24 protein-coding genes are annotated in these 24,300 nt (G+C 77.7%); 2 read left to right on the top strand and 22 right to left on the bottom strand.

Features of this window, described 5'->3' with window-relative positions; genetic code table 11:
* Positions 1-66 precede the first annotated feature (66 nt).
* The 4 genes from galE to Q0789_RS04840 form a co-directional block, all read right to left on the bottom strand.
* Positions 67-1,038, bottom strand: coding sequence for a UDP-glucose 4-epimerase GalE (gene galE / locus Q0789_RS04855; RefSeq protein WP_298802689.1), 972 nt, complete (start codon positions 1,036-1,038; stop codon positions 67-69).
* 160 nt (positions 1,039-1,198) lie between these two features.
* Positions 1,199-2,959 (bottom strand): hypothetical protein, encoded by a 1,761-nt coding sequence (locus Q0789_RS04850; protein WP_298802687.1) that lies wholly within the window; start codon positions 2,957-2,959, stop codon positions 1,199-1,201.
* Positions 2,960-3,060: 101 nt separating this feature from the next.
* The gene (locus Q0789_RS04845; RefSeq protein WP_298802685.1) at positions 3,061-3,528 is read right to left on the bottom strand and encodes a hypothetical protein; all 468 of its coding nucleotides are present in this window, start codon (positions 3,526-3,528) and stop codon (positions 3,061-3,063) included.
* Between the two features lie 352 nt (positions 3,529-3,880).
* A complete protein-coding gene (locus Q0789_RS04840; RefSeq protein WP_298802683.1) occupies positions 3,881-4,243 on the bottom strand; it encodes a hypothetical protein in 363 nt (120 codons plus the stop codon).
* 91 nt (positions 4,244-4,334) lie between these two features.
* Here Q0789_RS04840 and Q0789_RS04835 point away from each other — a divergent pair, with 91 nt between their 5' ends.
* Complete coding sequence (locus Q0789_RS04835; protein WP_298802681.1) at positions 4,335-4,970, top strand: molybdenum cofactor biosysynthesis protein; 636 nt, start codon at positions 4,335-4,337, stop codon at positions 4,968-4,970.
* Positions 4,971-5,543: 573 nt separating this feature from the next.
* Positions 5,544-6,590, top strand: coding sequence for an NAD(P)-dependent alcohol dehydrogenase (locus tag Q0789_RS04830; RefSeq protein ID WP_298802679.1), 1,047 nt, complete (start codon positions 5,544-5,546; stop codon positions 6,588-6,590).
* Positions 6,591-6,811: 221 nt separating this feature from the next.
* Here Q0789_RS04830 and csrA read toward each other — a convergent pair whose 3' ends face one another.
* From csrA to Q0789_RS04740, 18 genes are all read right to left on the bottom strand, one after another.
* Positions 6,812-7,075 carry a carbon storage regulator CsrA gene (gene csrA / locus Q0789_RS04825; protein WP_298802677.1) on the bottom strand — a complete coding sequence of 88 codons (264 nt, stop codon included), beginning with the start codon at positions 7,073-7,075 and terminating at the stop codon, positions 6,812-6,814.
* A gap of 147 nt (positions 7,076-7,222) precedes the next feature.
* Positions 7,223-7,486 carry a hypothetical protein gene (locus Q0789_RS04820; protein WP_298802675.1) on the bottom strand — a complete coding sequence of 88 codons (264 nt, stop codon included), beginning with the start codon at positions 7,484-7,486 and terminating at the stop codon, positions 7,223-7,225.
* Positions 7,487-7,497: 11 nt separating this feature from the next.
* Positions 7,498-9,459, bottom strand: a complete 1,962-nt coding sequence (locus Q0789_RS04815) for a hypothetical protein (protein WP_298802673.1) — start codon at positions 9,457-9,459, stop codon at positions 7,498-7,500.
* A 4-nt stretch (positions 9,460-9,463) separates the two neighbouring features.
* Entirely contained in the window at positions 9,464-11,521 is a 2,058-nt protein-coding gene (flhA, locus tag Q0789_RS04810; RefSeq protein ID WP_366917643.1) for a flagellar biosynthesis protein FlhA, read from the bottom strand.
* Between the two features lie 290 nt (positions 11,522-11,811).
* The gene (locus Q0789_RS04805; protein ID WP_298802669.1) at positions 11,812-12,237 is read right to left on the bottom strand and encodes a GtrA family protein; all 426 of its coding nucleotides are present in this window, start codon (positions 12,235-12,237) and stop codon (positions 11,812-11,814) included.
* Between the two features lie 182 nt (positions 12,238-12,419).
* Positions 12,420-13,631 carry a glycosyltransferase gene (locus tag Q0789_RS04800; protein ID WP_298802667.1) on the bottom strand — a complete coding sequence of 404 codons (1,212 nt, stop codon included), beginning with the start codon at positions 13,629-13,631 and terminating at the stop codon, positions 12,420-12,422.
* Between the two features lie 103 nt (positions 13,632-13,734).
* A complete protein-coding gene (locus Q0789_RS04795; RefSeq protein ID WP_298802665.1) occupies positions 13,735-15,324 on the bottom strand; it encodes a methyl-accepting chemotaxis protein in 1,590 nt (529 codons plus the stop codon).
* Positions 15,325-15,472: 148 nt separating this feature from the next.
* On the bottom strand, positions 15,473-16,573 hold the full coding sequence (locus Q0789_RS04790; protein WP_298802663.1) for an EscU/YscU/HrcU family type III secretion system export apparatus switch protein: 1,101 nt from the start codon (positions 16,571-16,573) through the stop codon (positions 15,473-15,475).
* A 3-nt stretch (positions 16,574-16,576) separates the two neighbouring features.
* Entirely contained in the window at positions 16,577-17,356 is a 780-nt protein-coding gene (locus Q0789_RS04785) for a flagellar biosynthetic protein FliR (protein WP_298802661.1), read from the bottom strand.
* A gap of 4 nt (positions 17,357-17,360) precedes the next feature.
* Entirely contained in the window at positions 17,361-17,639 is a 279-nt protein-coding gene (locus tag Q0789_RS04780; protein ID WP_171203579.1) for a flagellar biosynthetic protein FliQ, read from the bottom strand.
* Positions 17,639-18,442, bottom strand: a complete 804-nt coding sequence (gene fliP / locus Q0789_RS04775) for a flagellar type III secretion system pore protein FliP (RefSeq protein WP_298802658.1) — start codon at positions 18,440-18,442, stop codon at positions 17,639-17,641. The genes Q0789_RS04780 and fliP overlap by 1 nt, the downstream gene beginning before the upstream one ends.
* Entirely contained in the window at positions 18,439-19,344 is a 906-nt protein-coding gene (locus Q0789_RS04770; protein ID WP_298802656.1) for a flagellar biosynthetic protein FliO, read from the bottom strand. The genes fliP and Q0789_RS04770 overlap by 4 nt, the downstream gene beginning before the upstream one ends.
* A 380-nt stretch (positions 19,345-19,724) precedes the next feature.
* Positions 19,725-20,450, bottom strand: a complete 726-nt coding sequence (gene fliN, locus Q0789_RS04765) for a flagellar motor switch protein FliN (protein ID WP_298802654.1) — start codon at positions 20,448-20,450, stop codon at positions 19,725-19,727.
* Positions 20,447-21,346: a flagellar motor switch protein FliM gene (locus Q0789_RS04760; protein ID WP_171203555.1), complete on the bottom strand. Its 900-nt coding sequence runs from the start codon at positions 21,344-21,346 to the stop codon at positions 20,447-20,449. The genes fliN and Q0789_RS04760 overlap by 4 nt, the downstream gene beginning before the upstream one ends.
* 156 nt (positions 21,347-21,502) lie before the next feature.
* Complete coding sequence (locus tag Q0789_RS04755) at positions 21,503-21,961, bottom strand: flagellar basal body-associated protein FliL (protein ID WP_298802650.1); 459 nt, start codon at positions 21,959-21,961, stop codon at positions 21,503-21,505.
* 52 nt (positions 21,962-22,013) lie between these two features.
* Entirely contained in the window at positions 22,014-23,012 is a 999-nt protein-coding gene (locus Q0789_RS04750; protein ID WP_298802648.1) for a flagellar motor protein MotB, read from the bottom strand.
* Entirely contained in the window at positions 23,009-23,782 is a 774-nt protein-coding gene (locus Q0789_RS04745; RefSeq protein ID WP_171203558.1) for a motility protein A, read from the bottom strand. The genes Q0789_RS04750 and Q0789_RS04745 overlap by 4 nt, the downstream gene beginning before the upstream one ends.
* A complete protein-coding gene (locus tag Q0789_RS04740; RefSeq protein ID WP_171203559.1) occupies positions 23,782-24,099 on the bottom strand; it encodes a flagellar FlbD family protein in 318 nt (105 codons plus the stop codon). Before Q0789_RS04740 ends, Q0789_RS04745 begins: the two co-directional genes overlap by 1 nt.
* Between the last annotated feature and the right edge of the window lie 201 nt (positions 24,100-24,300).

Genomic DNA, 24,300 nt, shown 5'->3' with positions numbered 1-24,300 from the left:
GTCGGCGGCCCGGACCCGCCGGGGCGCCGCGACGCGCCTCCGGCGGCGGGGCGCGCGGCGGCCGGCTCAGCCCTCCCGCTGGGCGCGCTGCTGGGCCGCCCAGGCCCCGGCGACCATGTCGTCGAGGTCGTGGCGCATGGCCCAGTCGAGGTCGCGGGCCGCGAGGTCGCCGCGGGCGACGATCCGCGGCGGGTCCCCGGGGCGCCGGTCGGCCTCCTCGGGGGTGAAGTCGACGCCCGTCACGCGGGCGACGGCGCTCATGATCTCGCGCACGGACGCGCCGTCCCCGCTGCCGAGGTTGTAGACCGGCTCGACGGCGTCGCCCGCCTCGAGGCGCCGGGCCGCGGCCACGTGGCTGCGGGCGAGGTCGGCGACGTGGACGTAGTCGCGCACGCAGGTCCCGTCGGGCGTCGGGTAGTCCGTGCCCCGGATGACGGGCGTGCGCCCCTCCGCGAGGGCGGAGAGCACGAGCGGGAAGAGGTTGTGCGGGCTCGCGTCGTAGAGCTCGGGGCGCCCGGAGCCGACGACGTTGAAGTACCGCAGGCTCGTGGCCCGCAGGCCGCTCGCGCGGGCGACGTCGCGCAGCAGCCACTCCCCCGCGAGCTTGCTCTCGCCGTAGGGCGACTCCGGGCGCGTGGGCGTCGCCTCGGTGACGACGTCGTCGGGCGGCGTCCCGTAGACGGCGGCGCTGGAGGAGAAGACGCAGCGGTCGACGCCGGCGGCGTCCATCGCCCGGAGCAGGGAGACCATGGCCGTGACGTTCTGCGTGTACGTGTGCAGCGGGCGCTGGACGGAGACGCCGGCGTACTTGAAGCCCGCGAGGTGCACCACGCCGGTGACCTCGTGCTCGCGCAGCGCCCGCTCGACCGCGGCGCCGTCGAGGAGGTCGGCGCGGACCATCGGCACGTCCTCCGGCACGAAGCCCGCCACGCCCGAGGACAGGTCGTCGAGCACGACGCAGCCGAGCCCGGCCTCGCGGAACGCGTCCACGACGTGGGCGCCGATGTACCCGGCCCCGCCCGTCACCAGCCAGCTCATGCGCTCTCCTCGTCTCGTGGCGCCTCGGGACCCGCGCCCTTCACCCGGTGGCTCGTGCCCTCCAGCCCGTGCCGGCCAGCCAGCCCCGGCCGCGGCGATCCTGCCAGCCCGCCCCGTCGCGACGGGGCGCCGCGCGGGTCCGGGCGGCTCCCCGCTCCCCTCACCCGCCCCCCGGGGGACGCCGCTCCGCGAGGAAGAGGCGGGCGCTCGCCGTCGTGCCCTCCCCGGCGAGGTAGGGCGCCACCCGGGCGCGCCAGGTGACGAGCGAGGGGTCGTCGGAGGCGTCGACGAGGGCCGCCGTCTCGCGGTAGCGCCCCAGGTCGTGGCCGGCCATGCCGTCCGCCGGCTCCCCCGGCCCGGGCGCCGTGGCCGCGTCCGGCAGGTCGCGCAGCACCGTCGTCCGCGACGGCGTCGCCGGCGCGTCGGCGCCCTCCAGGCTCGCGATCCAGTCCTCCTCGTGCTCGAGCGACAGGACGGCGACGTCCGGCGGCACGTCGAGGCCGCCCACGGGCGCCCCGGCGGTGAGGACGGCGTCCACGGCGAAGCGCGAGCGCAGCGCCGGGTCGGCGGCGAGCTGGGCCGCGGTGATGCCGCCCTGGCTGTAGCCGACGAGGAGCACCGGCTCGTCGGGCGCCACGCCCGCCCGGTCCATGGCCTCCACGGCCGCGCGGGTCATGGCCGTGGGCAGCTCGCCGACCCCGCGCAGGTCCGTGCCGAGGTCGGCGGGGTTGGTCGTCACCTCGTCCCACGGCGCCGCCGTCGTCTGCGTGGGCGGCAGGACGACGACCCACCGCCGCGCGCCCGCCGCGTCGACGACCCGCTCGACGGCGATCGGCGCGGCGCTCGTCGCCCGCCCCGCGGGGCTGAGGGCCCCGCCCCCGGCCATGGGGCGGGCGCGCGCCAGCAGGTCCGCGGTGCCGCGCGCCGGGGTGACGGACCGGGCCGGGCCGGCCGCGCGGACCTCGACGCGGGTCGGGCGGAGCGCGCCGTCCTGCGCCGCGAGCACCGCGACGCCGGCGGCGAGGTCCGCGACGTCGCGGGGCGGCCAGGCCCAGCGGTCGCCGTGCGGCAGCGCCGTCGCGGTGGCGGAGGGCCGCGGCCCACCTCCCCCGCCCCGCGCCGCCGCGGCGAGCAGGGGCGGCAGCGCGGCGACGAGGTGCTGCAGGGCCCGCGGGTGCTGCGCGGCCAGACGGGAGGCCTCGGCGGCGAGGGCGCCGCCGGCCGCCGCCGCGTCCTCGCGCGCCAGCACCTCGAGGGCGTCGGGCATCGCCGCCGCGGACGCCGAGAGGGCCGCGCGCTCGCGGGGGTCGAGCCGCCCGTCGGCGAGGGCGCCCGCGGCGGCGTCCCCCACCTCGCCCACCAGGCCGCCGCCCCGCACGGCCACCCACACGAGGGCGGTGGCGGAGGCCGCCACGAGCACCGTGGAGCCGCTGGCCGCCCAGACCTCGGGTCGGCGGGCCGCGGCCCCCAGCGCGCTGCCCGCCGCCGCGGCCGCGCCGCCGCGGAGGCGGGCGAGGGAGCGGTCCACGAGCCCCTCGGCCTCCTCGTAGGCCGCACCCGCCACGGCCAGGCGTGCGGCCAGGGCCCCGCAGGCCGCCGCCGTGCCGCCCGTCCCGCCCGGGCCCACGGCGACGGCGAGGGCCTGCGCCACCGCTCCCGCGCCCGCCGGGTCGACGACCGGGGCCGCTGTCAGCGCCGCCCGCGCCACCAGCGCGACGACGTCCGCCCCGACCTCGCCCAGGACCAGGGCGCTGCGGTGCAGCACCTGCGCCGCCCCGGCCATGGCCAGTCCGTCGGCGACCAGGCCGCCGGCGCCGCCCCGCACGACGAGCACCTCGTCCTCGCGTCCCGCGCCGCCTCCCGCGCCGCTCCCCGTGGTGATCCCCGTGCCGACCCCCGGTCCCACGGCTCGGTCCACCACCGCGCCCGCCAGCTCCTCCACCAGGGCACCGGTCAGGGCGCTCCCGGCCGGTCCCGCCGCAGGGCCGACCACCGTCCTCCCGTTCGGGCTCACGACCGGGCTCACCACCGGGCTCCGTCGGCCAGCGCGGCGGCCCGGCCCCCGACCGCCCGCAGGGCCTCCTCGAGCACCCCCTCGGCGCGTCGCAGCAGGCGCGGCCCGAGCTCCTCGCCCTCCTGCGCCGCCCGGTCCGCGAGCGCCGACGCCGTCGCCACCGCCGCGACCACGGCCTCCGCCCGGGCCTCCGCACCGGCCGCGTGCGCCCGCAGAGCCCGTGCGAGCTCGTCGAGGGCGCCCGCGTCGCGCGCCCCGCGCGCGACGACCTCGGCGAGGCGGGCGCGGTAGGCCTCCGCCGCGCGCGAGCGCCACCCCGGGGCGTCGGCGCCACGCGCGCGGGCCACCTCGGCGCGCACCACGGCGGCCTCCCGCTCGACCCCGGCCGCCGCCAGCCTCAGGGCCGCGGCCGCCCCGCTCGCCGCCGCCGCGGCGGGCACCGCCGCTCCCACCAGCGCCTCGACCCCCGCAGCCACCACCGGCCTCCTCCTCCGCCTCCCGCTGACCGCCCGTGGTCCGCGCCGGTCCCCGGGTGAGGACGTGCCGCGACGCTAGGGAGCCGTGGCGGCGAGCGGCCGGGACGACGGCGGGGGTGTGCACCGGGCCGACGGCGTCGCCGCTGTGCGCACCGCCCGGACGGACGTCGCCAGCCCCGGTGCGCGCTGGGGCAGTGGCGAGGTGGTCGAGACCGACGCACGGCGGGACAGGACCACGAGACCGACGAACGGTGGCTGCCCGGCGACGTGACGCCGTCGTCCGTCGGTCTCGTGGCGTCGAGGAGGAGCCGGACCACGAGCTCCCGGCGAGGAGAGAGCCCGACGAGGAGCCTCAGGCCGGCCCGAGGTCCTCCAGCTCGCGCACGGCCAGGGGCGGCCCCTGCTGCGCCGTCGTCAGGAGGCCCCGGCGCTCCGCGCCCACCACGCGCACCCGGTGGCCGACGAGGCCGCGCCGCGAGGCGCCGAGCAGCCACGTCCGCCCCGACGCCTCCCGCAGGACGACGGCACCGGCCTCGACGCCCTCCTCGACGACGCCCTCCAGCCGCAGCGGCGGCCCGAGGCCCTCGCGGTCGTCGTCGCGACCCGCGCGGGCGAGCGCGCGGGTCGCCACCGGGCTCGGGCGCCGTCCCCGGCGCGGACCGCCGCCGGGCGGTCGGTCGGCGGGCGGGGTCTCGTCGGGCGGGTCGTCGGCCATCCCGCGTGCCTACCCCAGGACCCCCGCGCCCGTCACCCGCGCACCCCGCCCTGGTCGGCACGGGACCTGCGGGGCGCGCGAGGATGGCGCCGTGCCTGACGCCCCGACGCACCCCGGGCCCCTGCTCGAGGACCTCCCGGTGCGCACCTCCGTCGAGGTGGTCCTCCTGCTGGCGTCGCCGGAGCACCACTACTTCGGCCGCCCGCGCGACGGCGCCCCGCACCCTCCGTCGGCGGCGCTGCCGCGCGTCGACGTCGTCGTCGGCAAGGGCGTCGTGGGCGACCGCTTCTTCGGCCGCGCGGCCCACATTGACGCCGCCGTGACCCTGATGGCCGTGGAGGCGCTCGAGGGGGTCGCCCGCGACCTCGGGCTCCCCGGCGCCGAGCAGCCCGGCGGCGGCCTGGACCCGCGGCTGCCGCGCCGCAACGTCGTCCTGCGCGGCGCCCCGGTCGACGCGCTGGTCGGAGCCGACCTCGCCCTCGACTGCCGCGAGGCGGGCGGGGGCGTGGTGCGGCTGGCCGGGCGCCGGCCCGCGGCGCCCTGCGCGTGGATGGACGAGGTGCTCGCCCCGGGCGCGCACGCCGCCCTGCGCGGGCGGGGCGGGCTGCGCTGCGTGCCGACGTCGTCCGGCGCGCTCGTCGTCGGCCCCGCCGAGCTGCGCACCGCCGCGCCGGTCGACGTCGCGGCCGCCGGCACGCCGGTGCTGCGGCGCGGCCGGCTGCCGTAGCCCCTCTCCGACCGCGTCGCCGCAGGTCTCAGCGCGGGCGGCGCCCCGGGCGGACGCGGGGGGACCGACCGCGGGGCGAGCGCTCGCGAGGGGACGGGTCGCCTTCGTCGGTGGCGCCTCCCGCGGCGTCGCTCGCGCGCCGTCGGGGACTCGGCGGCTCGACCGGCGGTGGGCGCAGCGGGTCCGGCGCGCGCTCGCGCCCGTCCCCGGTGCCGCCCTCGTCCTCGTGCACCGACCGACCTCCCCCGCGGGCTCCCGTGCACGCAGGGCGACGGGTGCGGCTCCCCCGTGGCGCCGCTGGACCCAGGTGAGCACGCTGCGTGGTCACAGGCGTCCCGAACGTGTGCCCCGTCACTCCGACGGACCACCGTCGGTCACCGTCCGGGTCAGTCGCGGCCCCAGCTCGTCCGGCCGGGCGCCCGAGGTCTCGCGCACGGGCCCTCCCCCGCCGGAACACCAGCGGGCCCGCGCGGGTTGCCGCTCCCCGTGCCGCCACGGGCGGGTGCGGCGAGGCTGTGGCCGAGAGGCCCGCCCCCGTCCGGTGGCGGGTCCGACGACCCGAGGAGAACCCCTGTGCTGACCGTCAACGCCCGTTCCACCGCCGGCCCCGGCGAGCCGTTCCAGGCGACGACCATCGAGCGCCGCGACGTCGGCCCCGCCGAGGTGCTCATCGACGTCAAGTACGCCGGGATCTGCCACTCCGACATCCACACCGCCCGCGGCGAGTGGGGCGAGACCCTCTTCCCGCTCGTGCCCGGCCACGAGATCGCCGGCGTCGTGTCCGAGGTGGGCGCCGACGTCACGAAGTACTCCGTCGGCGACCGCGTCGGGGTCGGCTGCTTCGTCGACTCCTGCCGCGAGTGCGAGAACTGCCGCGCCGGCGAGGAGCAGTACTGCCTGAAGGGCGAGACCGGCACCTACAACGCGATCGGCAAGGACGGCCGCCCGACCGACGGCGGCTACAGCGAGAAGATCGTGGTCGACGAGAACTACGTCATGGGCATCCCCGAGGGGATCGACCTCGACGTCGCGGCACCGCTCCTGTGCGCCGGCATCACGCTCTACAGCCCGCTCAAGCACTGGGGCGCCGGGCCCGGCACGAAGGTCGCGATCGTCGGCCTGGGCGGCCTCGGCCACATGGGCGTGAAGATCGCCAAGGCGCTCGGCGCCGAGGTGACCGTCCTGTCGCAGTCGCTGAAGAAGCAGGAGGACGGCCTCCGCCTGGGCGCCGACCACTACTACGCGACGGGCGACGAGGGCACCTTCGAGTCCCTCGCCGGCTCCTTCGACCTCATCGTCAGCACCGTCTCGGCGAACGTGGACTTCAACGCCTACCTCGGGCTCCTCAAGCTCGACGGCGCGCTCGTCCAGGTCGGCGCCCCCGAGAAGCCGCTCGACATCGCGGCCTTCTCGCTCATCCAGGGCCGCAAGACGCTCGCGGGCTCGAAGATCGGCGGCATCCGCCAGACGCAGGAGATGCTCGACTTCTGCGCCGAGCACGGCATCGGCGCCGAGGTCGAGGTCATCGGCGGCGACCAGATCGACGAGGCCTACGAGCGCGTCGTCGCCAGCGACGTCCGCTACCGCTTCGTCATCGACACGGCGCGCCTCGTCGGCTGACGACGCACCGCGGGGCGCCCCCCGCAGACGGGGGCCCCTGCCGATGGAGGCCCCCGCAGACCGACGCCCCCGCCGGACCACCGGCGGGGGCGTCGTCGCGCCGGGGCCGGCGGCGGCCGGGGCTGAGCGCTGAGCCCGCGAGGCGCCGGCCGGCTGCCGCCGAGGAGGCCGGCACGCGCGTCGACGCCCGAGCGCGTCCCGGGCGAGCCGCTCGCGGAGGACTACGCGCCGGGCGAGGCCGGACCCGCGCCGCCGGGGCGGGCGCCCAGTCCGGCCGCGAGCGCGGCCACGGCGTCGTCGCTGACCGCGGCGGCGAGCCGGTTGGCCTCCACGACAGCGCGGTAGACCTCCTCGCGGTGCACCTGGACGCTGCGCGGCGCGTCGATGCCCAGGCGCACGACCTCGCCGCGCACCTCGACGACCGTCACGACGACGTCGTCGCCGATGACGATGCTCTCTCCCGCGCGGCGGGTCAGGACCAGCACCCGGCGAGCATAGGCGGAGTCCGCGCCCGCGGGGCTCCGGGCGCGGCGAGCCCCGCCCCACGTCGCGCCCGGACGCCGCCGCCCCCGGCGCCGCGGGAGGCGGGCACCGGGACGGGCGGGCGGACGTGCGAGGGGACGGGGCGGGCCTCAGCGCAGCCGGTCGGCGAGCTCCTCGGGCACGGTCTGCGCGACGGCCGCGGGCGGCGCCTGGCGCTGGCGCGGGACGCCGGTGACGCCCGTCGCGCCGGCCGGCGCGGGCGCGGCGGCGAGGAGCCGGCGCACGACGGCGCTGACGACGAGCGCGACGACGAGGGCCGCGAGCAGGCGCAGGGACGCCTCGAAGGGCGACGTGCTGCCGACGACCATCCCGTAGACGGCCGGCGAGGCGAGCAGGAGCGTCAGCGCCGTCACCGCACCGAGGCTCACCGGCCGGCCCGGCGGGCGCGACGGGCGGGAGCCGGCTCGGCCGGGGCGGCCTCCGGCGCGCGCGTGAGCAGCGAGGTCCAGGCGCTGGCGCCGCCCTCGCCGCCGTCGAGGCTCGCGACGGGCAGGTCGAGCTCGAGGACGGTCGCCGGGTCGCCGCTGCCGGCCGCCTGGACGACGTGCAGCGCGTCGGGCTCCTCGGCGAAGACGCCGTCGAGCCAGCGGTCGGTGTCGGCGCTCTTGCGGGTCGCGTCGACGACGACGTGCACCCGGTCGGCCTGGAGGGCGCTCACGACGCCGCGGGCCCAGCGCACGCTCTGCGGGTCGCACTCGACCTGGACGACGACGACGCCGGGTGCGTCGCCGAGCCGCACGGTCGCCGCCGCGCGGCGGGCCGCGACGGCGTCGCGGACCACCTCGCGCCGCGGGGCCGCGGGGCCGGTGGGGCAGGCGGCGACGAGGACGCCCTCAGGGCCGAGCCCCAGCCGGGTGGCGAGGTCGCGGGCCACGACGAGCGCCTCGCGCGGCGCGCCGACGACGGCGACGAGGTCGCCCTCGCTCGAGGGCAGGTGCGGCGCGACGGGCAGCTCCTCGAGCAGCGCGTGGAGGTCGCCCGCGCTGGCGTCGGCGGGCAACCGATCGAGCAGGGCGGCGGGGAGGCCGGCCGCGGCCGCCCGCGCCCGCGGGGAGGTCGGGTCGACGCCGACTCCCGCAGCCTGGACGGTCCGGGCCTGCGCGGTCGGGGCCTGGGCGGTCGGGACCTGCACCGCGGGGGACGGCGCGGCCGGAGCCTGCGCCGCGGGAGACGGCGCCGCGGCGACCGGCGCGGACGGGACGTCGTCGCGTCGCTCGTCGCTCGCGGGGGCGGCGGCGGGCTCGGCACCGGGCCGCTCCGCCGGGGCCTCGCCGACGTGGCGGGCGGCGAGGAGGGCCATGAGCTCGGCGACGGCCGCACCGGCGGCGACCGGCTCGGAGGCGCTCGCAGCCGGCGCCGCCGGGGCGGCGGGCTGGTCGGTGGCGGGAACTTCCCGGTGGCTCGGCGCCTCGTCGGGCTCCGCGGCGCCGCGGACGGCGTCGAGGACGGCGGCGAAGGCGGCGCTCTCGGTGGAGACCGGGCGGCCGCGCTCGAGCGGCTCGGAGGGCGCGGCGTGCCGCCCCCGCGGCGCGGCGCCGTCGACCCCGGCGTCTGCCGCCGTCGGCCGCTCCGGAGCCGTCCTGCTCGTCCCGTTGATCCCCATCGAGGCATCGTCCCCCGCGTCCGCCGCGTCGACCAGGTGGTCGAGGGCGCCCCGGGCGCGGGCCGAGGGCGCTCCGCCGTCGGCGTCGAGCACGTTGGCGCGCACGAGCGCCCGGGCGATCGGGGAGTCGAAGATGTCGCCGATCACCTCGTCGCAGCGGTCCTGGCCCGCGGTCGCCCGCGGGGCGGGCACGCCCGGCGCGGGGGCCAGCGGGGTCCTCGGGTGTCCGAGCACGGGGGTCTCCTCCTGGTCGCGGCCCTGCGGGCCGTGCTGCTGCTCGCGGGCGGTGGCGCCCGGCGTGCTGCTGGTCGTGTCCGTGGTGGCGGCGCGGGTACCGCCGGCCGGGGTGGGGCTGGTCGTCGCGGCGCTGGTCGTCGTGGGGCTGGTCGTCGTGGGGCTGGTCGTCGTGGGGCTGGTCGTCGTGGGGCTGGTCGTCGTGGGGCTGGTCGTCGCGGCGCTGGCCGGCGCCGCAGCGCCCTCGCCGCTGTCCTCGGCGCCCGGGGCGCCGGGCTTGAGCCCCGCGGCGGCCGCGTCACCGCTGACGTCGTCGGCGTCGTCGTCGACCTCGACGACGAGCTCGAAGCGCTGGCGCGCGAAGAAGCCGGCCACGCCGCCGACGCGCACGCGCTCGGCGCGGACGACGCGGGCCCCCTCGCCGTGCTCGCTGACGAAGCGGGCGAGCAGCTCCTCGATGCCGTCCCCCTCGAGGACCACGGTGGTCATCGCCTCACACCCCCAGCGCCTGGGCGGCCGGGACCGCGGCGGCCCCCGTCACCGTCCCGACGGTCTCGATGCGGGGGCCGGACGAACCGCCACCACCCGCCTCGGAGTAGGACAGCACGGGCAGGCGGGGGACGGCCAGGCCGACGAGGCGCCGCAGCGGCGCGCGCAGCACCGGCGCGCACACGAGCACGGGCGACCAGCCGAGGTCCTCGGCCTGCCGCAGGGCGGCGTCCACCTGCTCGACGACGACCTCGGCGCGGCGGGGGTCGAGCGACAGCGTCGCCCCCTCCTCGCCGGGCCGGACCGACTCGGCCATCTGGTGCTCGAGCAGCGGGTCGAGGGTGATGACGCGCAGCACGCCGTCGCGGGCGCAGGCCGCCGCGATGGCGGGCCCGAGGGCCGCGCGGGCCGCGTCGACGAGCGCGTCGAGGTCGGCGGCGCCGCCGCGGCCGCGCAGGGAGAGCGCCTCGAAGATGCGGGGCAGGTCGCGGATGGCGACGCCCTCGTCGAGGAGCGCCCGCAGCACGCGCTGCACCTCCCCCAGCGTCATGACGCCCGGGACGAGCTCCTCGACGACCGCGGGGTCGTCGGCCTTGACCGCGTCGACGAGGGCGCGGACGTCCTCGCGGGAGAGCAGGCGGGCGGCGTGGGTCCGCACGACCTCGGCGAGGTGGGTGACGAGGACGGACGCCCGGTCGACGACGGTCGCCCCGGTCATCTCGGCCTGGTGCTGCAGCTCGGCGGGCACCCAGCGGCCGGCGAGGCCGAAGACCGGCTCGCTCGTCGGCGTCCCGGGCAGGTGGTCGAGGTCGTCGCCGAGGGCGAGGACCCGCCCGGGGGGCGCCTGGCCGCGGCCGACCTCGACGCCGGAGATGCGGATGGCGTAGGAGGACGTCGGCAGGTCGATGCTGTCGCGGGTCCGGACGGGCGGGACGACGAGGCCCAGCTCGAGCGCCGTCTTGCGGCGCAGCCCGCGCACGCGGTCGAGCAGGTCGCCGCCCGCGCCGGTGTCCACGAGGTCGACGAGGTCGGGGGCGAGCACGACCTCGAGGGGGTCCACGCGCATCTGCTGGAGCAGGCCCTCGGGGCTGTCGGCGGCCGGGCCGGCGGGGAGCGCGGGCATCGCCTCCTCCGCGGCGGCCGCCTTCTGCGCCTTCCCGGCCCGCTGGGCGGCGAGCAGGACGGCGGCGCCGAGGAGCATGAAGGGCAGCTTCGGCATGCCGGGGATGATCGCGATGACGATGAGCCCGCCGCCGGCGATGAGCAGCGCGGGACGGTGCTGCAGGAGCTGGGCCGCGGCGTCGGTGCCCATGTCCCCCTGCGTCGTCGCGCGGGTGACGATGAGGCCGGTCGCGACCGAGAGCAGCAGGGCGGGGATCTGCGAGACGAGGCCGTCCCCGACCGTCAGCAGGCTGTAGGTCTGCAGCGCCTCGCCGGCGGGCATGCCCTTCTGGACCATGCCGATGACGAAGCCGCCGGCGAGGTTGACGACGGTGATGATGATGCCGGCGATGGCGTCGCCCTTGACGAACTTCGAGCCGCCGTCCATGGCGCCGTAGAAGTCGGCCTCGGCGGTGACGTCCGCGCGCCGCTGCCGGGCCGTGTCCTCGTCGATGAGGCCCGCGTTGAGGTCGGCGTCGATGGCCATCTGCTTGCCGGGCATCGCGTCGAGGGTGAAGCGCGCCCCCACCTCGGCGACGCGGCCGGCGCCGTTCGTGATGACGACGAACTGGATGATCACGAGGATCAGGAAGATCACGAGGCCGATGACGAGCGAGCCGGAGATGACGAACTCGCCGAAGGCCTGGATGACCTTGCCCGCGTGGGCGTCGCCGAGCACGAGGCGCGTCGAGGCGACGTTGAGGCCGAGGCGGAAGAGCGTCAGCACGAGCAGCAGGGCCGGGAAGATCGAGAAGTCCAGCGGCCTGCGCACGTACATCGCCGTCAGCAGGACGACGAGCGCGGCCGTGATGTTGGCCGCGATGAGGAGGTCCAGCAGCGGCGCCGGCACCGGCACGACGAGGAGCAGGACGATGCCGACGACGCCGACGGGGACGCCCAGGCGGCTCACGCGAGAACCCACGTCGTCCTCTCCCCGGGATCGCTCCCGGTGGTCCGGTCGGACCCCCGGGGCGGGCTCGGCCCGCCCGGGAGTCCTGCACGTGCGGGTCCGTCCGCCCTGCGCGCCGTCCTGGCTCCCCAGTCCTCGGCAGCGGGGCGGGCGACCTTGAGCCGGACGGGTGCCGTCGGCGTGTCGCGGGCCCTCGGGCGCGTCGTCCTCCTCAGCCGCGGGAGGCGCGGACCGGTCGGCCGGGACGAGGAGGGGCCGAGGCCGGCCGGGGGCGAGCGGGCTCAGACGGGGTCTCGGTGCCCGCGGAAGACGAGGTGGTGCATGAGCAGGTAGCTGGCGGTCGAGGCGACGGCCATGCTGACGAGCTTCGCGAGCAGGTCGGTGGCCCCCGCCGGGAGCGTCGTCGCATCGAGGACGGTGGCGGCGGCCCAGACGACGCCGGCCCCGAGGGCGACGTTGACGGCCCCCTGGACGGCGAAGCGGACGCGCTGGGCGCGGCGGGCGCGCAGCGACGAGCGGGCGCGGCGGTCGCCGAAGGTCCACCGGCTGTTCCAGACGTAGCTGTGCACGAGGGCGGCCACGACCGCGACGGCGCTGAGAACCGCGAGCTCCTGCGGGCCGGGTGAGGGCCGCAGGGCGACGAGCGCGGCGAAGACGCCGAGGTCGACGAGGGCGTTGAGGCCGGCGACGACGCCGAAGCGTCCCACGCGCCGGACCGGCGGCACGGAGCTCCGGTGCCCGTGATCGTCCGCCGGGTGCGAGCCCCGCCGTTGAGAGCTCCGCCCGTGAGACCCCGGCGCGGGCGACCCCTGCCGGGGCGGCCCCTGCTCGGGCGGCCGCCGCCCGTCGCGGGTCCGCTCGCCGGTGGCCGTCCCGGCCCGGGCGCCGCTCACCGGGCGCCCGCCGGTCGGCGGGCGCCGCCGGGGCCGGCCGCACGACCCGACCCGACCCCGCGCGCCGCCGCGGCCCGGACGGCGCGGGCGTAGACGTCCTCCACGAGCCGCTCCGTCGTGCTCGCCCAGTCCCCCGCGGGCCGGGCGACGGCCGCGCGCGCGGCCTCCAGCCCCGCGGCGCCGCCCCCGTGCGCGGCCGCGGCGGCGGCGCTGCCGGCCGCGACGTCCCGGACGGCGCGGTTCCACGCCGCCCCGTCGGCGCCGGGCAGCACGAGGCGCACCGCGGCGTACCCGGCGGTGGTCTGGCGGGCGGTGCTCGTGTCCAGCGCCACGACGGGCAGGCCGCAGGCCATCGCCTCGAGGAGGACGAGGCCGAGCGTGTCCGTCTCCGAGGCGAAGACGAGCGCGTCGGCGGCGGCGTAGGCGTCGGCCAGGTCGTCGCCCCGCAGCACCCCGGTGAAGACGGCGCGGCGCCCCGCGAGCGTCCGCTCGAGCCGGGCGCGGTCGGGCCCCTCCCCCACGAGCGCCAGCTGCACCGGCGGGTCCTCCTGCGCCAGCGGCACCAGGCGGTCGCAGCCCTTCTCGCTGGCGACGCGGCCAACGTGGAGGGCCACCGGGAGGTCCGGGTCCGGGCCGAGCCGTCGGCGCAGCCGCGTCCCGTCCCGGTCGGGCCGGAAGGCCGTGGTGTCGACGCCGCGCTCCCAGAGGTCGACGTCGTGGATGCCGATCTCGGCGAGGTGCCCGCGGCCGACCGGGGAGGTGGCCAGGCGGACGTCCGCGCGGCGGTAGGTCCAGCGCATCGAGGCGTGGACGAAGCCCTCGAAGGCGCCGAGGTGGTAGTGGCCGGCGTACGTCGCCACGTCGGTGTGGTAGCTGACGACGAGGGGGTGCCGCGACGCCGCCCAGCGGGCCGCCGCCACCCCCATGAGCACGGGGTTGACCACGTGCACGACGTCGGGGGCGAAGGCGCGCACGGCCCGCGCGACGACGCCGTCGGGCAGCGCCCAGCGCCGCCCGCCGTAGAGGAACGGGACGCTGACCCCGCGGGTGCGGCGCTCGAGCACTCCCGGCACCGCCGTCCCGGTGGTCGGCGCGACGACGAGGACCTCGTGGCCCGCCCGCCGCAGCTCGGCGACCGTGCTCTCCAGGCGCGTGACGAGGCCGTCGACCTCGGGGGCCCAGACCTCGGAGACGAGCGCGACCCGCACACCACCATCATGGGGCCTGCCCGCGCGGGACGCCGAGCAGGGCTCCTGCTCGGCCGGGCCCCGGGTCTCCCGCGGCGGTGGGCTCGAACGGGCGGTCGTCGGCTCAGACCGTGAAGCGCCCCACGAGCGTGCGCAGGCGCCCGGACAGCTCGCTCAGCTCCGTCGCCGCGCCGAGCGACTCGGCGACGCCGGTGCGCGTGGCGCCGGCGGCGGCGGCCACGCCCGCGATCGTGCTGGCGATGTCGCCGGCGCCGGAGGCGGCGGAGGAGACGCCGCGGCTCATCTCCGCGGTGGTGGCGGACTGCTCCTCGACGGCGGAGGCGATGGTCCCCTGGTAGCCGTTGACCTGGTCGACCACGCCGCTGATCTCGGCGATGGCGGCGACGGCCGCCTCGGTGTCCGCCTGGATGGCCGCCACGCGGGCCGTGATGCCGCCCGTCGCGCGCGCCGTCTCCTGCGCCAGGTCCTTCACCTCGTTGGCGACGACGGCGAAGCCGCGCCCCGCCTCGCCCGCCCGGGCCGCCTCGATGGTCGCGTTGAGCGCCAGGAGGTTCGTCTGCTCGGCGATGGTCGTGATGACCTTGACCACCTTGCCGATCTCCTCCGAGGAGGCCCCGAGCCGGGTGACGAGCTCGGAGGTGCGCGCGGCCACCTCGACGGCGTGCTGGGTCACCGCGGCGGCGCTGCCGGCCGTGGTGGCGATCTCGCGGATCGAGGCGCCCATCTCCTCGGAGCCGGACGCCACGGTCTGCACGGTCCGGGACACCTCGACCGCCGCGGCGGACACCTGCGAGGAGCGGGCGGACGTCTCCTCGGCCGACCCGGCGATGGCGCGGGAGCTGGCCGACAGCTGGTCCGCGGCGGCCGCGAGGGTGCCCGCGCCGGCGCTGACGTCGCGGACGACGCCCGCGACGGCGTCCTGCGCCACCTCGAGCGAGCGGGCCATCCGCCCCAGCTCGTCGTCGCGCTCGACGTGCGGGCGCTGGGTGAGGTCTCCATCGGCCATGGCGGACAGCACGCGGCCGACCTCGTCCAGCGTGCGCCGCATGCCGCGCACGACGGCCGCGGCCACGACGACCCCCAGGAGGAGGGCGACGAGGGCGAGCACGACGAGGACGACGGCGGTGCTGCGCGCCGTCCCCGCAGCCGCGTCGACCCGGGCCGTCGCCGCGTCGCGCTCGGCGGCGACGGCGCGGTCGAAGGCCGCGGTGAGCGCCGCCACCTCGGAGGAGGTGCCCTGGATCGCGGTCATGAGCGCCGCCTGGTCGCCGGTGCGGGCGGCGGGGACGACGTCGCCCTCCAGCGCGCGGCCGTAGGCGTCGAGCGCCGCGGTGAGCTCGGCCGCCAGGTCGGGGTCCGCCGCGAGGCCCCGGTAGGCGTCCATGTCCTGGGCGATGCGCTCAGTCTCGTCCGCGATCTCGGCGACGCTCGCCTCGGCGGTCATCGGCTGCAGGAGGACGTCACGGGCGAGGACCCGCTCCTCGAGGTAGGCCGACCGCGCGTCGTAGACGGCGTCGAGGGCCGCGATGTTGCGCTCGCGCACCGACGCCGTGCTCCCCCGGACGTCGTCGAGGGCGGAGACGGCGACCCCGGCCACGACGACCAGCCCCACGCACGGCAGGGCCGTCGCCGCGGCGATCTTCTGGACGAGGCTGCGGTCGCGGAGCAGGTGGCGGCGGGCGGGTGCGGGCATCGAGGCTCCACGGGGGCTGGGTGGGTCGGCCGGCGGGTCGACGAGCGGGGTCGGCCGGGAGGGGGCCGTCTCCCCCGCCCATCGGCGCGTCGGGGGCCGGACCTGAGCCGGGGCGGGGCGCCGTCGGTCGGGCGCTCCCGGAGGTCGGTCAGACGCCCGCCGGCACCGCGGGCATCCGGTGGCGGCCGGCGGCGGCGCCGCGGCTGCGCAGCCGCATGACGAAGGCGAGCACGTGGGCCACGGCGGTGAAGAGCTCGGCCGGGACCTCCTGCCCGAGCGCGCAGGCGCCGTGCAGGGCGCGGGCGAGCGGGACGTCCTCGACCATCGGCACGCGGTGCTCGGCGGCGCGCTCGCGGATCTTGGCCGCGACCGCTCCGGCGCCCTTGGCGACGACGCGCGGGGCGCCCTTCCCGGGCTCGTAGCGCAGCGCGACGGCGACGTGCGTCGGGTTGAGGAGCACGACGTCGGCCGTGGCGATCTCGGCCATCATCCGGTTGCGGCTCATGGCGAGCTGCTTGGACCGGATGGCCCCCTTGAGCTGGGGGTCGCCCTCGGACTGCTTGTGCTCGTCCATGACCTCCTTGCGGGTCATGCGCACGCCCTTGAGGGTCCGCTTCCGCACCACGAGGTAGTCGGCGATCGCGAGCGCGAGCCCGGCGACGACGGCGGTGCGGATGAGCGTCGCCGTGCCGCCGCCGACGGCGTCGACGGTCGCGCCGAGCGGCAGGGAGCCGGCACCGACGAGGACCGGCGTGAGGCCCTTGACGGCCAGCCACAGGACGACGCCGAGCGCCGCGGTCTTGAGGAGGATCTTGCAGGCCTCCCACCAGGCCTGCGGCCCGAGGATGCGGGTGAGGCCCTGCTTGGGGCTGAGCTTGGAGAACTGCGGCTTGAAGTTCTTCGTCGCCGGGTGCAGGCCGCCCTGCGCGGCCGCCGCCCCGATGGCGACGACGACGGTGACGGCGGCGAGCGGCGCCATGACGAGCGCGATGGAGCGCAGCCCCTCCGAGAGCGCCGCGACGGCGAGCTCCGGGTCCGGCGTCGCGGCGACGTCCCGCACGTGCTGCAGCGAGGTCTGCGCCGCCTCCCACCCCCGCGTGACGGTCATCGGCAGCAGCGCGCCGGCGGCGGCCATGCCGAGCCAGGCGCCGACGTCGGGCGAGCGCGCGACCCGCCCCTCCTTGCGCGCCTCCTTGAGGCGCTTCTCGGTGGGCTGCTCGGTCTTCTCCCCGGAGTCACCTCCTGCCACGGGTCACCCCCTCCCGCTCGCGCGCGCCGTGCCCATGACCGTCTCGGCCATCTGGTCGGCGAGCGTGCGGACGACGTCGGGCAGCAGCGTCGCCGTGAGGCCGACGAGGACGAGGGTCACGAGGATCTTCAGCGGGAAGCCGAGCGAGAAGGCGTTGAGCTGCGGCGCGACGCGCGTGAGCAGGCCCAGGCCGACGTCGGTGAGGAAGAGGACGGCGATGAGCGGCCCGGCGATCTGCAGGGCGGCGAGCATGAGGCCGCCGATCCCCTCGGTGGCCACGCGCGCGACGGTGGACAGGTCGATCGCCTGCCCGACGGGCAGCACGTCGAAGGTGCGCAGGAGCCCGCCGAGCACGACGAGGTGGGCGCCGCTCGCGAAGAGCAGCGCGAGGGCGAGCAGCTGGTGGACCTTGCCGAGGATGGAGGAGCCGCTCTGCATGAGCGGGTCGTAGCCCTGCGCCAGCTGGAACCCGCCGAAGACGTCCAGCAGGTCGCCGGCGCTCTGCACGGCCGCGAAGACGAGGTAGCAGAGCCACCCCAGGGCGGTGCCGATGACGAGCTCCTGCGTGGCCGCCACGAGCAGCGCGACGGCGCTCAGCCCGGTGGCGACGAGCGCCGAGACGTCGGGCTGGACGACGAGGGCCAGCGCGAGCGCGAGCAGCGCCTTCACCTGCCCCGGGAAGCCCTTGTAGGCGAAGGGCGGGGCCAGGAGCAGCCAGCCGAGGACCCGGAGGCTGGCCAGCGCGGTGGCCACGACCTCGTCGAGCGGCAGCGAGAGCTCCACCGGCTCAGCCGGTCCCGGAGACGAGACCGGGGATCTGGCCGTAGAGCTCGGTGGTGAAGCTGACCATCTCGATGATCATCCAGCGGCCGCAGACCATGAGGGCGATGCCGACCGCGATGGCCTTGGGCACGAAGCTCAGCGTCACCTCCTGGATCTGGGTGACGGACTGGAAGAGCGAGATGACGAAGCCCACGCAGAGGGCCGTGAGGAGCATCGGGGCCGCGATCTTGGCGGCCACCGTCATCGCCTGGACGGCGACCTGGAGGACGGCGACGTCGTCCATCAGCCCCCCGTTCCGTAGCTGCCGATGACGGCCGTGATGACGAGGCCCCAGCCGTCGACGAGGACGAAGAGGAGGAGCTTGAAGGGCAGCGACACCGTGACGGGCGGCAGCATCATCATGCCCATCGACATCAGCGCCGCCGAGACGACGAGGTCGATGACGAGGAACGGCACGTAGATGACGAAGCCGATGATGAAGGCCGCCCGCAGCTCGGAGAGCACGAAGGCCGGCACCAGCGTCAGCAGCGGGGTGGCCGCGGGGGTCGCGGGGTTCGGCCGGTCGGCGGCGCGGGTGACGAGCGCCAGGTCGTCGGCGCGGACGTGGGCGAGCATGAAGTCCTTGAGCGGGGCGACGCCGGCCTCGAGGGCCTGCTGCTGGTCGAGGCTGCCGTCGAGGAAGGGCTGGACGCCGAGGTCGTTGACCTGGGCGAGCACCGGCGCCATGACGAAGAGGCTGAGGAACAGCGCGAGGCCCGCGAGGACCTGGTTCGGCGGGGCCGCGATGAGCCCCAGGGCGTTCCGCGTGATCGAGAGCACCACGAAGATCTTCGTGAAGCTCGTCATCATGAGGAGCAGGGCCGGCGCCACGGACAGGACCGTGATGCCGAGGAGGATGACGAGGGCGCTGCTCGGCTTGCCGTCGACGCCCTGGACGTCGACCGACACGCCCGGCCCCTCGGTGAGGCCGTCGGCGCCGGCCGCCGCGGCGCCCGGCGCGCTGAGCACGACCAGGACGAGCGCGAGACCCACGAGGGCGGCGGCGAGGACGAGGGCGCGGGCGCGGCCCGCGCGGAGCGCGCTCACCGGCGGCCCGCCAGGTCGCGCACGGCGCCGACGGCCTGGACCCAGGTGCTCGGGGACAGCGCCGACCCGCTGAGCGGGCCCGCGGCCCGGGCGCCGTGCCGGGCGCGGCGCGGGCGGCCGTCGGTGCGCGGGTCCGCCGGAGCGGGCAGGGCCTCGGCGAGCAGGGCGGCGGCGGGCGGGGCGTCGGGGACCGTCGCGTCCTCCTCGAGGGCGGCACCGAGCTGGGCGTCGAAGGAGACCGCCTGCGGCGCAGGGGCGGACGTCGGGGCGGACACCGCGACGGGGGCAGGGGCGGGGACGGGAGCGGCGCCAGGGGCCGGGGCGGCGGCACCGCGGCTCTCCTGCCGCGGCAGGTCGGCGACGGCGGCGGCCCGGCGTCGCATCTCCTCGTAGAGGGGCTCGGACCCGGGGAGGGAGCTCGCGCCCGCCGGGGCGGGCGGCAGGACCTCGACGGGCAGGGCCTCCGCCGCGACGGGCGCGGTGACCGGGGCGACCACCGGGCGCTCCGCCGCGGGGGCCGCCGGCAGGGCGATGACCTCGCGGCGCGACGTCGGCAGCAGCCGCCGAGGGGCCGGGCGGCTCGCCACGGCGCGGGGCTCGCGCGGCGCGGGCTGCGGAGCCGCCTCGACGGGCTGCGCGAGCAGCTCGTCGACGGGGCGGCTGGCCAGCACCTGCACCGAGGAGTCCGTGACGCCGAGCACGAGGCCCGTGCCTCCGACCTGCACCAGCGCGACGCTGGCGCGGTTGGTGAGCTGCTGGCGCGCCAGCACGGAGATGCTGCCGACGGCGGCGCGGGCGCGACCGCCCTGGCCGCGCAGCATCCCGCGGCGCACCATCCAGACGAGGCCGAGCACGGCCGCCAGGGAGGCGACCACTCTCAGCAGGAGACCGAGCGAGTCCATGCCTGGTTCCTCGGCACGTCCGGGCTGCGGGTTGAGCCGGTCGGGTGGTCCGCGCGCGGACGCCGAAGGTCGCCGCCCGCCCCACCGGCGCGCCTCCCGCGCGCGCCGTCGTGGGGCCCCCCGGGTGAAGGTGGCGTCACCTCCACGGTTCCGGGGGTCCCTGGGTGAAGGTGGCGTCACCTCCACGGTCACGAGGGTCCGACGGGTGAAGGGGACGTCACCTTCACGTTCAGGAGGGTCCCTGGGGTGAAGGAGACGTCACCTTCGCCGTCGCGAGGGTCCCTGGGGTGAAGGAGACGTCACCTTCACGGTCACGAGGCTCCCCCGGACGCGACGAGGCCCCGCCGCGACGTGCGCGGCGGGGCCCCTGGGGCGGTCGGTCAGCTCTGCTCGCTCCCGAGGATCTCGGTGACGCGGAGGCCGAAGTCCTCGTCGACGACGACGACCTCGCCGCGGGCGACGACCCGGCCGTTGACGAGCAGGTCGGCCGGCGCGCCGGCGGCGCGGTCGAGCTCGACGACACGGCCGGGGGCGAGGGTCAGCAGCTCGGCCACCGTCATGCGGGCTCGACCGATCTCGACCGACAGCACCATCTCGACGTCGCGGAGCAGGTGCAGGCCGGAGCTCGCGCCGACCGGGGCGCCCGGCGTGACGGCCGGGAGCTGCTCGCCCGTGGCGACGAGCGAGGCCCACGCCCGGGCGGTGCCGTCGGTGAGCAGCGGCACGACGGGCGCGGACGCGAGGTCCAGCTCGCCGGCCGTCGCCGTCCGCAGCGGGCCGAGGGCGACCGGCCCGAGGCTCCCGGCCGCCGCCTCGAGGGCCGGGCGCAGCGCCTCGGCGAGCCCGTCGGCGCCCGGGCCGGCGGGGTCGGCGGCGAGCGCACCGCTCGTGGCGGCGTCGAGCACGAGGACGACGAGGCCGCTGCGGGCCCCGGAGAAGGTGGCGACCACGGCGGGGGCGCTCGGCTCGGGCCACGTGGCGGGGGCGCCGTCGGCGGCGGGGTCGACGACGAGGGCGCCGGGAGCGGGCACGAGGCCGGCGGCGGCGCGCGCCGCAGCGGCGACCTCGGCGACCCCGAAGGGGGCGGTGGTGGTGGGGGCGCTCATCGCGGGTTCTCCTCGGTGGACACGACCATGCAGGCCAGGCGGGTGGAGGACGCCGTCGGGACGGCGCGGGCGACCACGAGCCCGGCGACGACGACCTCGAGGGGGCGGGACGTGGGGTGGCCGAGGGGCACGACGTCGCCCACGGCGAGGTCGAGGACCCGGTCGGAGGTGACGCGCGTGGGCGTCAGGCGCAGGGCGACCTCGACGGGCACGCGGGGCATGGCGCCGACGACGGCGGCCTGGGCGCGGGCCTCGGCCTCGAGCTCCTCGGCGGAGCGCGCCGGCGCGGTCGAGGAGCCGAGGCGGGCCTGGAGGGGCGCGAGGACCAGGGCGAGGGTGGCCTCCCCGGTGGTGGCGCCCACGGTGACCGTGAGGTGGGCCACGACGACCTGGTCGGACGCCTGCGCGGCCTGCGCGAGCTGGGGGATCTGCTCGGTGGCCGTCCGGCGGGCGCCGAGCGGGGTGATGGTGGCGAAGGCGTAGTCGAGGGCGGCCATCGCCTTGTCGCCGAGGTCGCGCAGGACCCCGACCTCGAGCTCGGTGAGCTCCCGGGCCTCCTGCTGGCGGCCCGGGCCCCCGAGGCCGTGGTCGACGACCGACAGGACGACCTCGGCGGGGACGTGCAGGAGGCCGGCGGCCCCGATGTCGGTGCCGATGACGACGAGCGGCGACGGCACCGAGAGCGTGCTGGCGTGCTCGTCGTAGGTGGTCTGCTCGACCGCCCGCAGCTCGACGGCGACGTCCGCGCGCAGGCGCGTGACCATCTGCGTCGTCCACTGGCGGGCGAGGGTCTCGAAGGCGAGCTCGAGCACGCGCAGGTGCTCGCGCGCCATGCGGCCGGAGGCGCGGAAGTCCCAGGGGACCACGGCGCCGCGGCGCCGCTGGCGCGCGCTCACCGGCCGGCCGGCGGTGGCGCTCGGCTGCGCTGATCGGGTGGTGGGCACGCCACTGCATCGGCCGCGCCGCGCCGGTGCTTGAGCCCGGCGCGCCGGCGACCTCGGCGAGGACGTCGGTCCCGCCCCGTGCGGGGCGGGGCCGACGTCCTCACCGGGTCACTGGGTGACGAACTCGGTGAAGTAGATCTCCATGACCTCGTCCGGGTAGGCCTCCTCGACCTCGCCGAGGAGCTCCTCCTTCAGCTGGTCGCGGACCTCGGGCTTGGCCAGCTCCTCCGTGGTGCGGCCGGAGAAGGTCTTGATGGCGAGGTCGAGCGCCTCGCTGCCGTCGACGGCCTCCGCCGCGTCGACCGTCTGCTGCAGGGCCAGGCCCAGCCGCAGGTACGACCCGTTGGCGAGGTTGATCGACACCGGCTCGAGGGGCACCACCTCGCCCTTCTCGGGCTCGGGCTCCGGCTCCGCGGCGGCCTCGGCGTCGCCCGGGGCGAGGACGAAGAACCAGGCGCCGGCGCCGACGGCGACGAGCGCCACGACCCCGCCGAGCAGCAGCGGCAGCTTCTTCTTCTTGGGCGCCTCGGCCTCGGCGTCGGCGGGCGCGGCGGTCTTGGCGGGCATGGACTTCTCCGTGGTCGTGGTGGGGGTTGCGGTGGTGCGCTGGACGGCCACGTCAGTGGCCCCCCGCGTCGGCGTGGTCGGCGGCGGAGGCCTCGACCGGCGGGGCGAGCGCGACGGCGGCCGGGGCGACCTGCGGCTCGGGCGGCGCGGCGCTGGCGGCGGCCTCGGCGGCGGCCTCCGGCAGCAGGGCCTTGACCTCGGCCGGCTGGTCGGAGAGGACGACGAGGTCGACGCGGCGGTTGCCCGAGAGCGCCTGCTCGTCGTCCCCCGGGTAGAGGGGCCGGGTCTGGCCGTACCCGACGGCGGTCATGCGGTCCGAGGCGACGCCGTCGGCCTCCAGGTGGCGGACGACCGAGGCGGCGCGGGCGGCGGACAGCTCCCAGTTGCTGGGGTACAGGCCGCCGCGGACCGGCAGGGAGTTCGTGTGGCCCTGCAGCTCGAGCGGGTGCTGGTCCGCGTCGAGGACGGGGGCCATCGCGTCGAGCACCTCACGGCCCGTCTCGCGGAGGGCGGCGCTGCTCGACTCGAAGAAGACGTCGTCCGCGACGATCGCGCCGACGAGGCCGCGCTCGGTGATGCGGAAGTCCACCCGGTCCCCCAGGCCGCCGCTCTGCAGCGACGCGTCGAGCTGCCGCTGGAGCTCGTCGAGCCGCTCGACCTCCTCGCGGGCCGCCTGCATCGCCGAGGCGCCGCCGGCGGCCGAGGACGAGGCCCCCTGCCCGGCCGAGCCGGCGTCGGGGGCCTCGGCCTGCACCGCGGTCTGCGGCTGCGCCGGGGCGGCGACGGAGCCGTTGCTGACGAGCAGGCCGGAGCCGCCGTCCACGGGGATCGTGCTGCTGGCGCCGACGCCCTCGGCGAGGCCCTGCTTGAGCTGCAGGAACTTCTGGGCGTCGACCTGGCTGATGGCGAAGAGCACGATGAACAGGGCCATGAGCACCGTGATCATGTCGGCGTAGCTGACGAGCCAGCGCTCGTCCGGGCCGTCGTGCCCGCCCTCGTCGTGCCCGCCCCCGCCGCGGCGGCCGCGGCCGTGGGCGCCGCCGGCGCTCATGCCGCCTTCTCGTCGGCGGGCAGCTCACCCTCCGGCACGAGGCTGGCGAGGCGCTGCTTGACGAGGCGCGGGTTGGAGCCGGACTGGATGGCGAGGACGCCCTCGACGACGAGGTTCATCTGCGCCGCCTCGACCTCCGCGAGCCGCTTGAGGCGGTTGGAGATCGGCATCCAGAACACGTTGGCGGAGAGCACGCCCCAGAGGGTCGCGACGAACGCGCCGGCGATCATGTGGCCGAGGCCGCCCGGGTCCGAGAGGTTCTCGAGCACGTGGACGAGCGAGATGACCGTGCCGATGATGCCGATGGTCGGCGCGTAGCCGCCCATGTCGCTGAAGAACTTGGCCGAGCGCTTGTCGGCGGCGGCCTTCTGGTCGCTCTTGTCGAGCATCATCGTGCGGAGGTCCTCGGGGTCCGTCCCGTCGACGGCGGCCTGGAGGCCGTCGCGCAGGAAGTCGTCCTCCACCTCCTTGACGGCGTCCTCGAGGGCCAGCAGGCCCTCGCGGCGCGCGCGCTCGGCCAGCTCGACGATGGTGGCGACCGTCTGGTCCATCTTCTTCGGCGGCGAGAGGAAGGCCTTCTTGAGGCTGCCCACGACGGCCTTGGCGTCCTTGAGCAGGCCGCCGGCGATCGCGACGCCGAAGGTGCCGCCGAAGACGAGGATCATCGGGGGCGGCAGGAAGATCGCGAGGGGGTTGCCTCCCTCCATGATCATCATGGTGAGGATCGCCCCGAGGCACAGGACGATGCCGACGATGGCTGCGGGATCCATCAGGACCTCCTGCGGCGGCGCAGCGGCACGGCCGGCGCGAGACGGGGGGTGACGTCGTCCGGCCACGGCGCCGCGGCCTCGACCTGGTGCTCGAGCTCGGCGGCGGCCGCCTGCTCCTCCGCGAGGCGGCGGGCCGTCGCTATGACGGTGGCGCGGTAGTCCGCGACGCGGCCCACGACCTCCTCGAGGCCCTCCGCGACGACGTACTTGGTGCCGTCGAGCAGCGTGAGGACCGTGTCGGGCGTGGCCTCGACGCGTTCCAGGAGGTCGGGGTTCACCGCGAAGCGGGACCCCGCCAGGCGGGTGAGGATGATCATGGTGGCCGTCCTTGGGCGAGCGGTGGAGCGGTGGGAGCACCGCTCGTCGGAGGGCCCGTCCGTGGGCCTCGCTGGTCTATCGGCCGGACGGGGGGCGGGCTGAGGGCCGCCGGCGGGCGGCCGGCGCGCAGGACCACCCGTCCGGACCAGACCGGCGGTGCGCGCACGGCGACCTGCGGAGCAGCCGGTCGACGCGGGCGG

It is taken from the genome of uncultured Pseudokineococcus sp. (genome assembly GCF_947499845.1).
GTDB lineage: Bacteria > Actinomycetota > Actinomycetes > Actinomycetales > Quadrisphaeraceae > Pseudokineococcus.
This window is presented reverse-complemented; position numbering and strand designations above follow the sequence as displayed.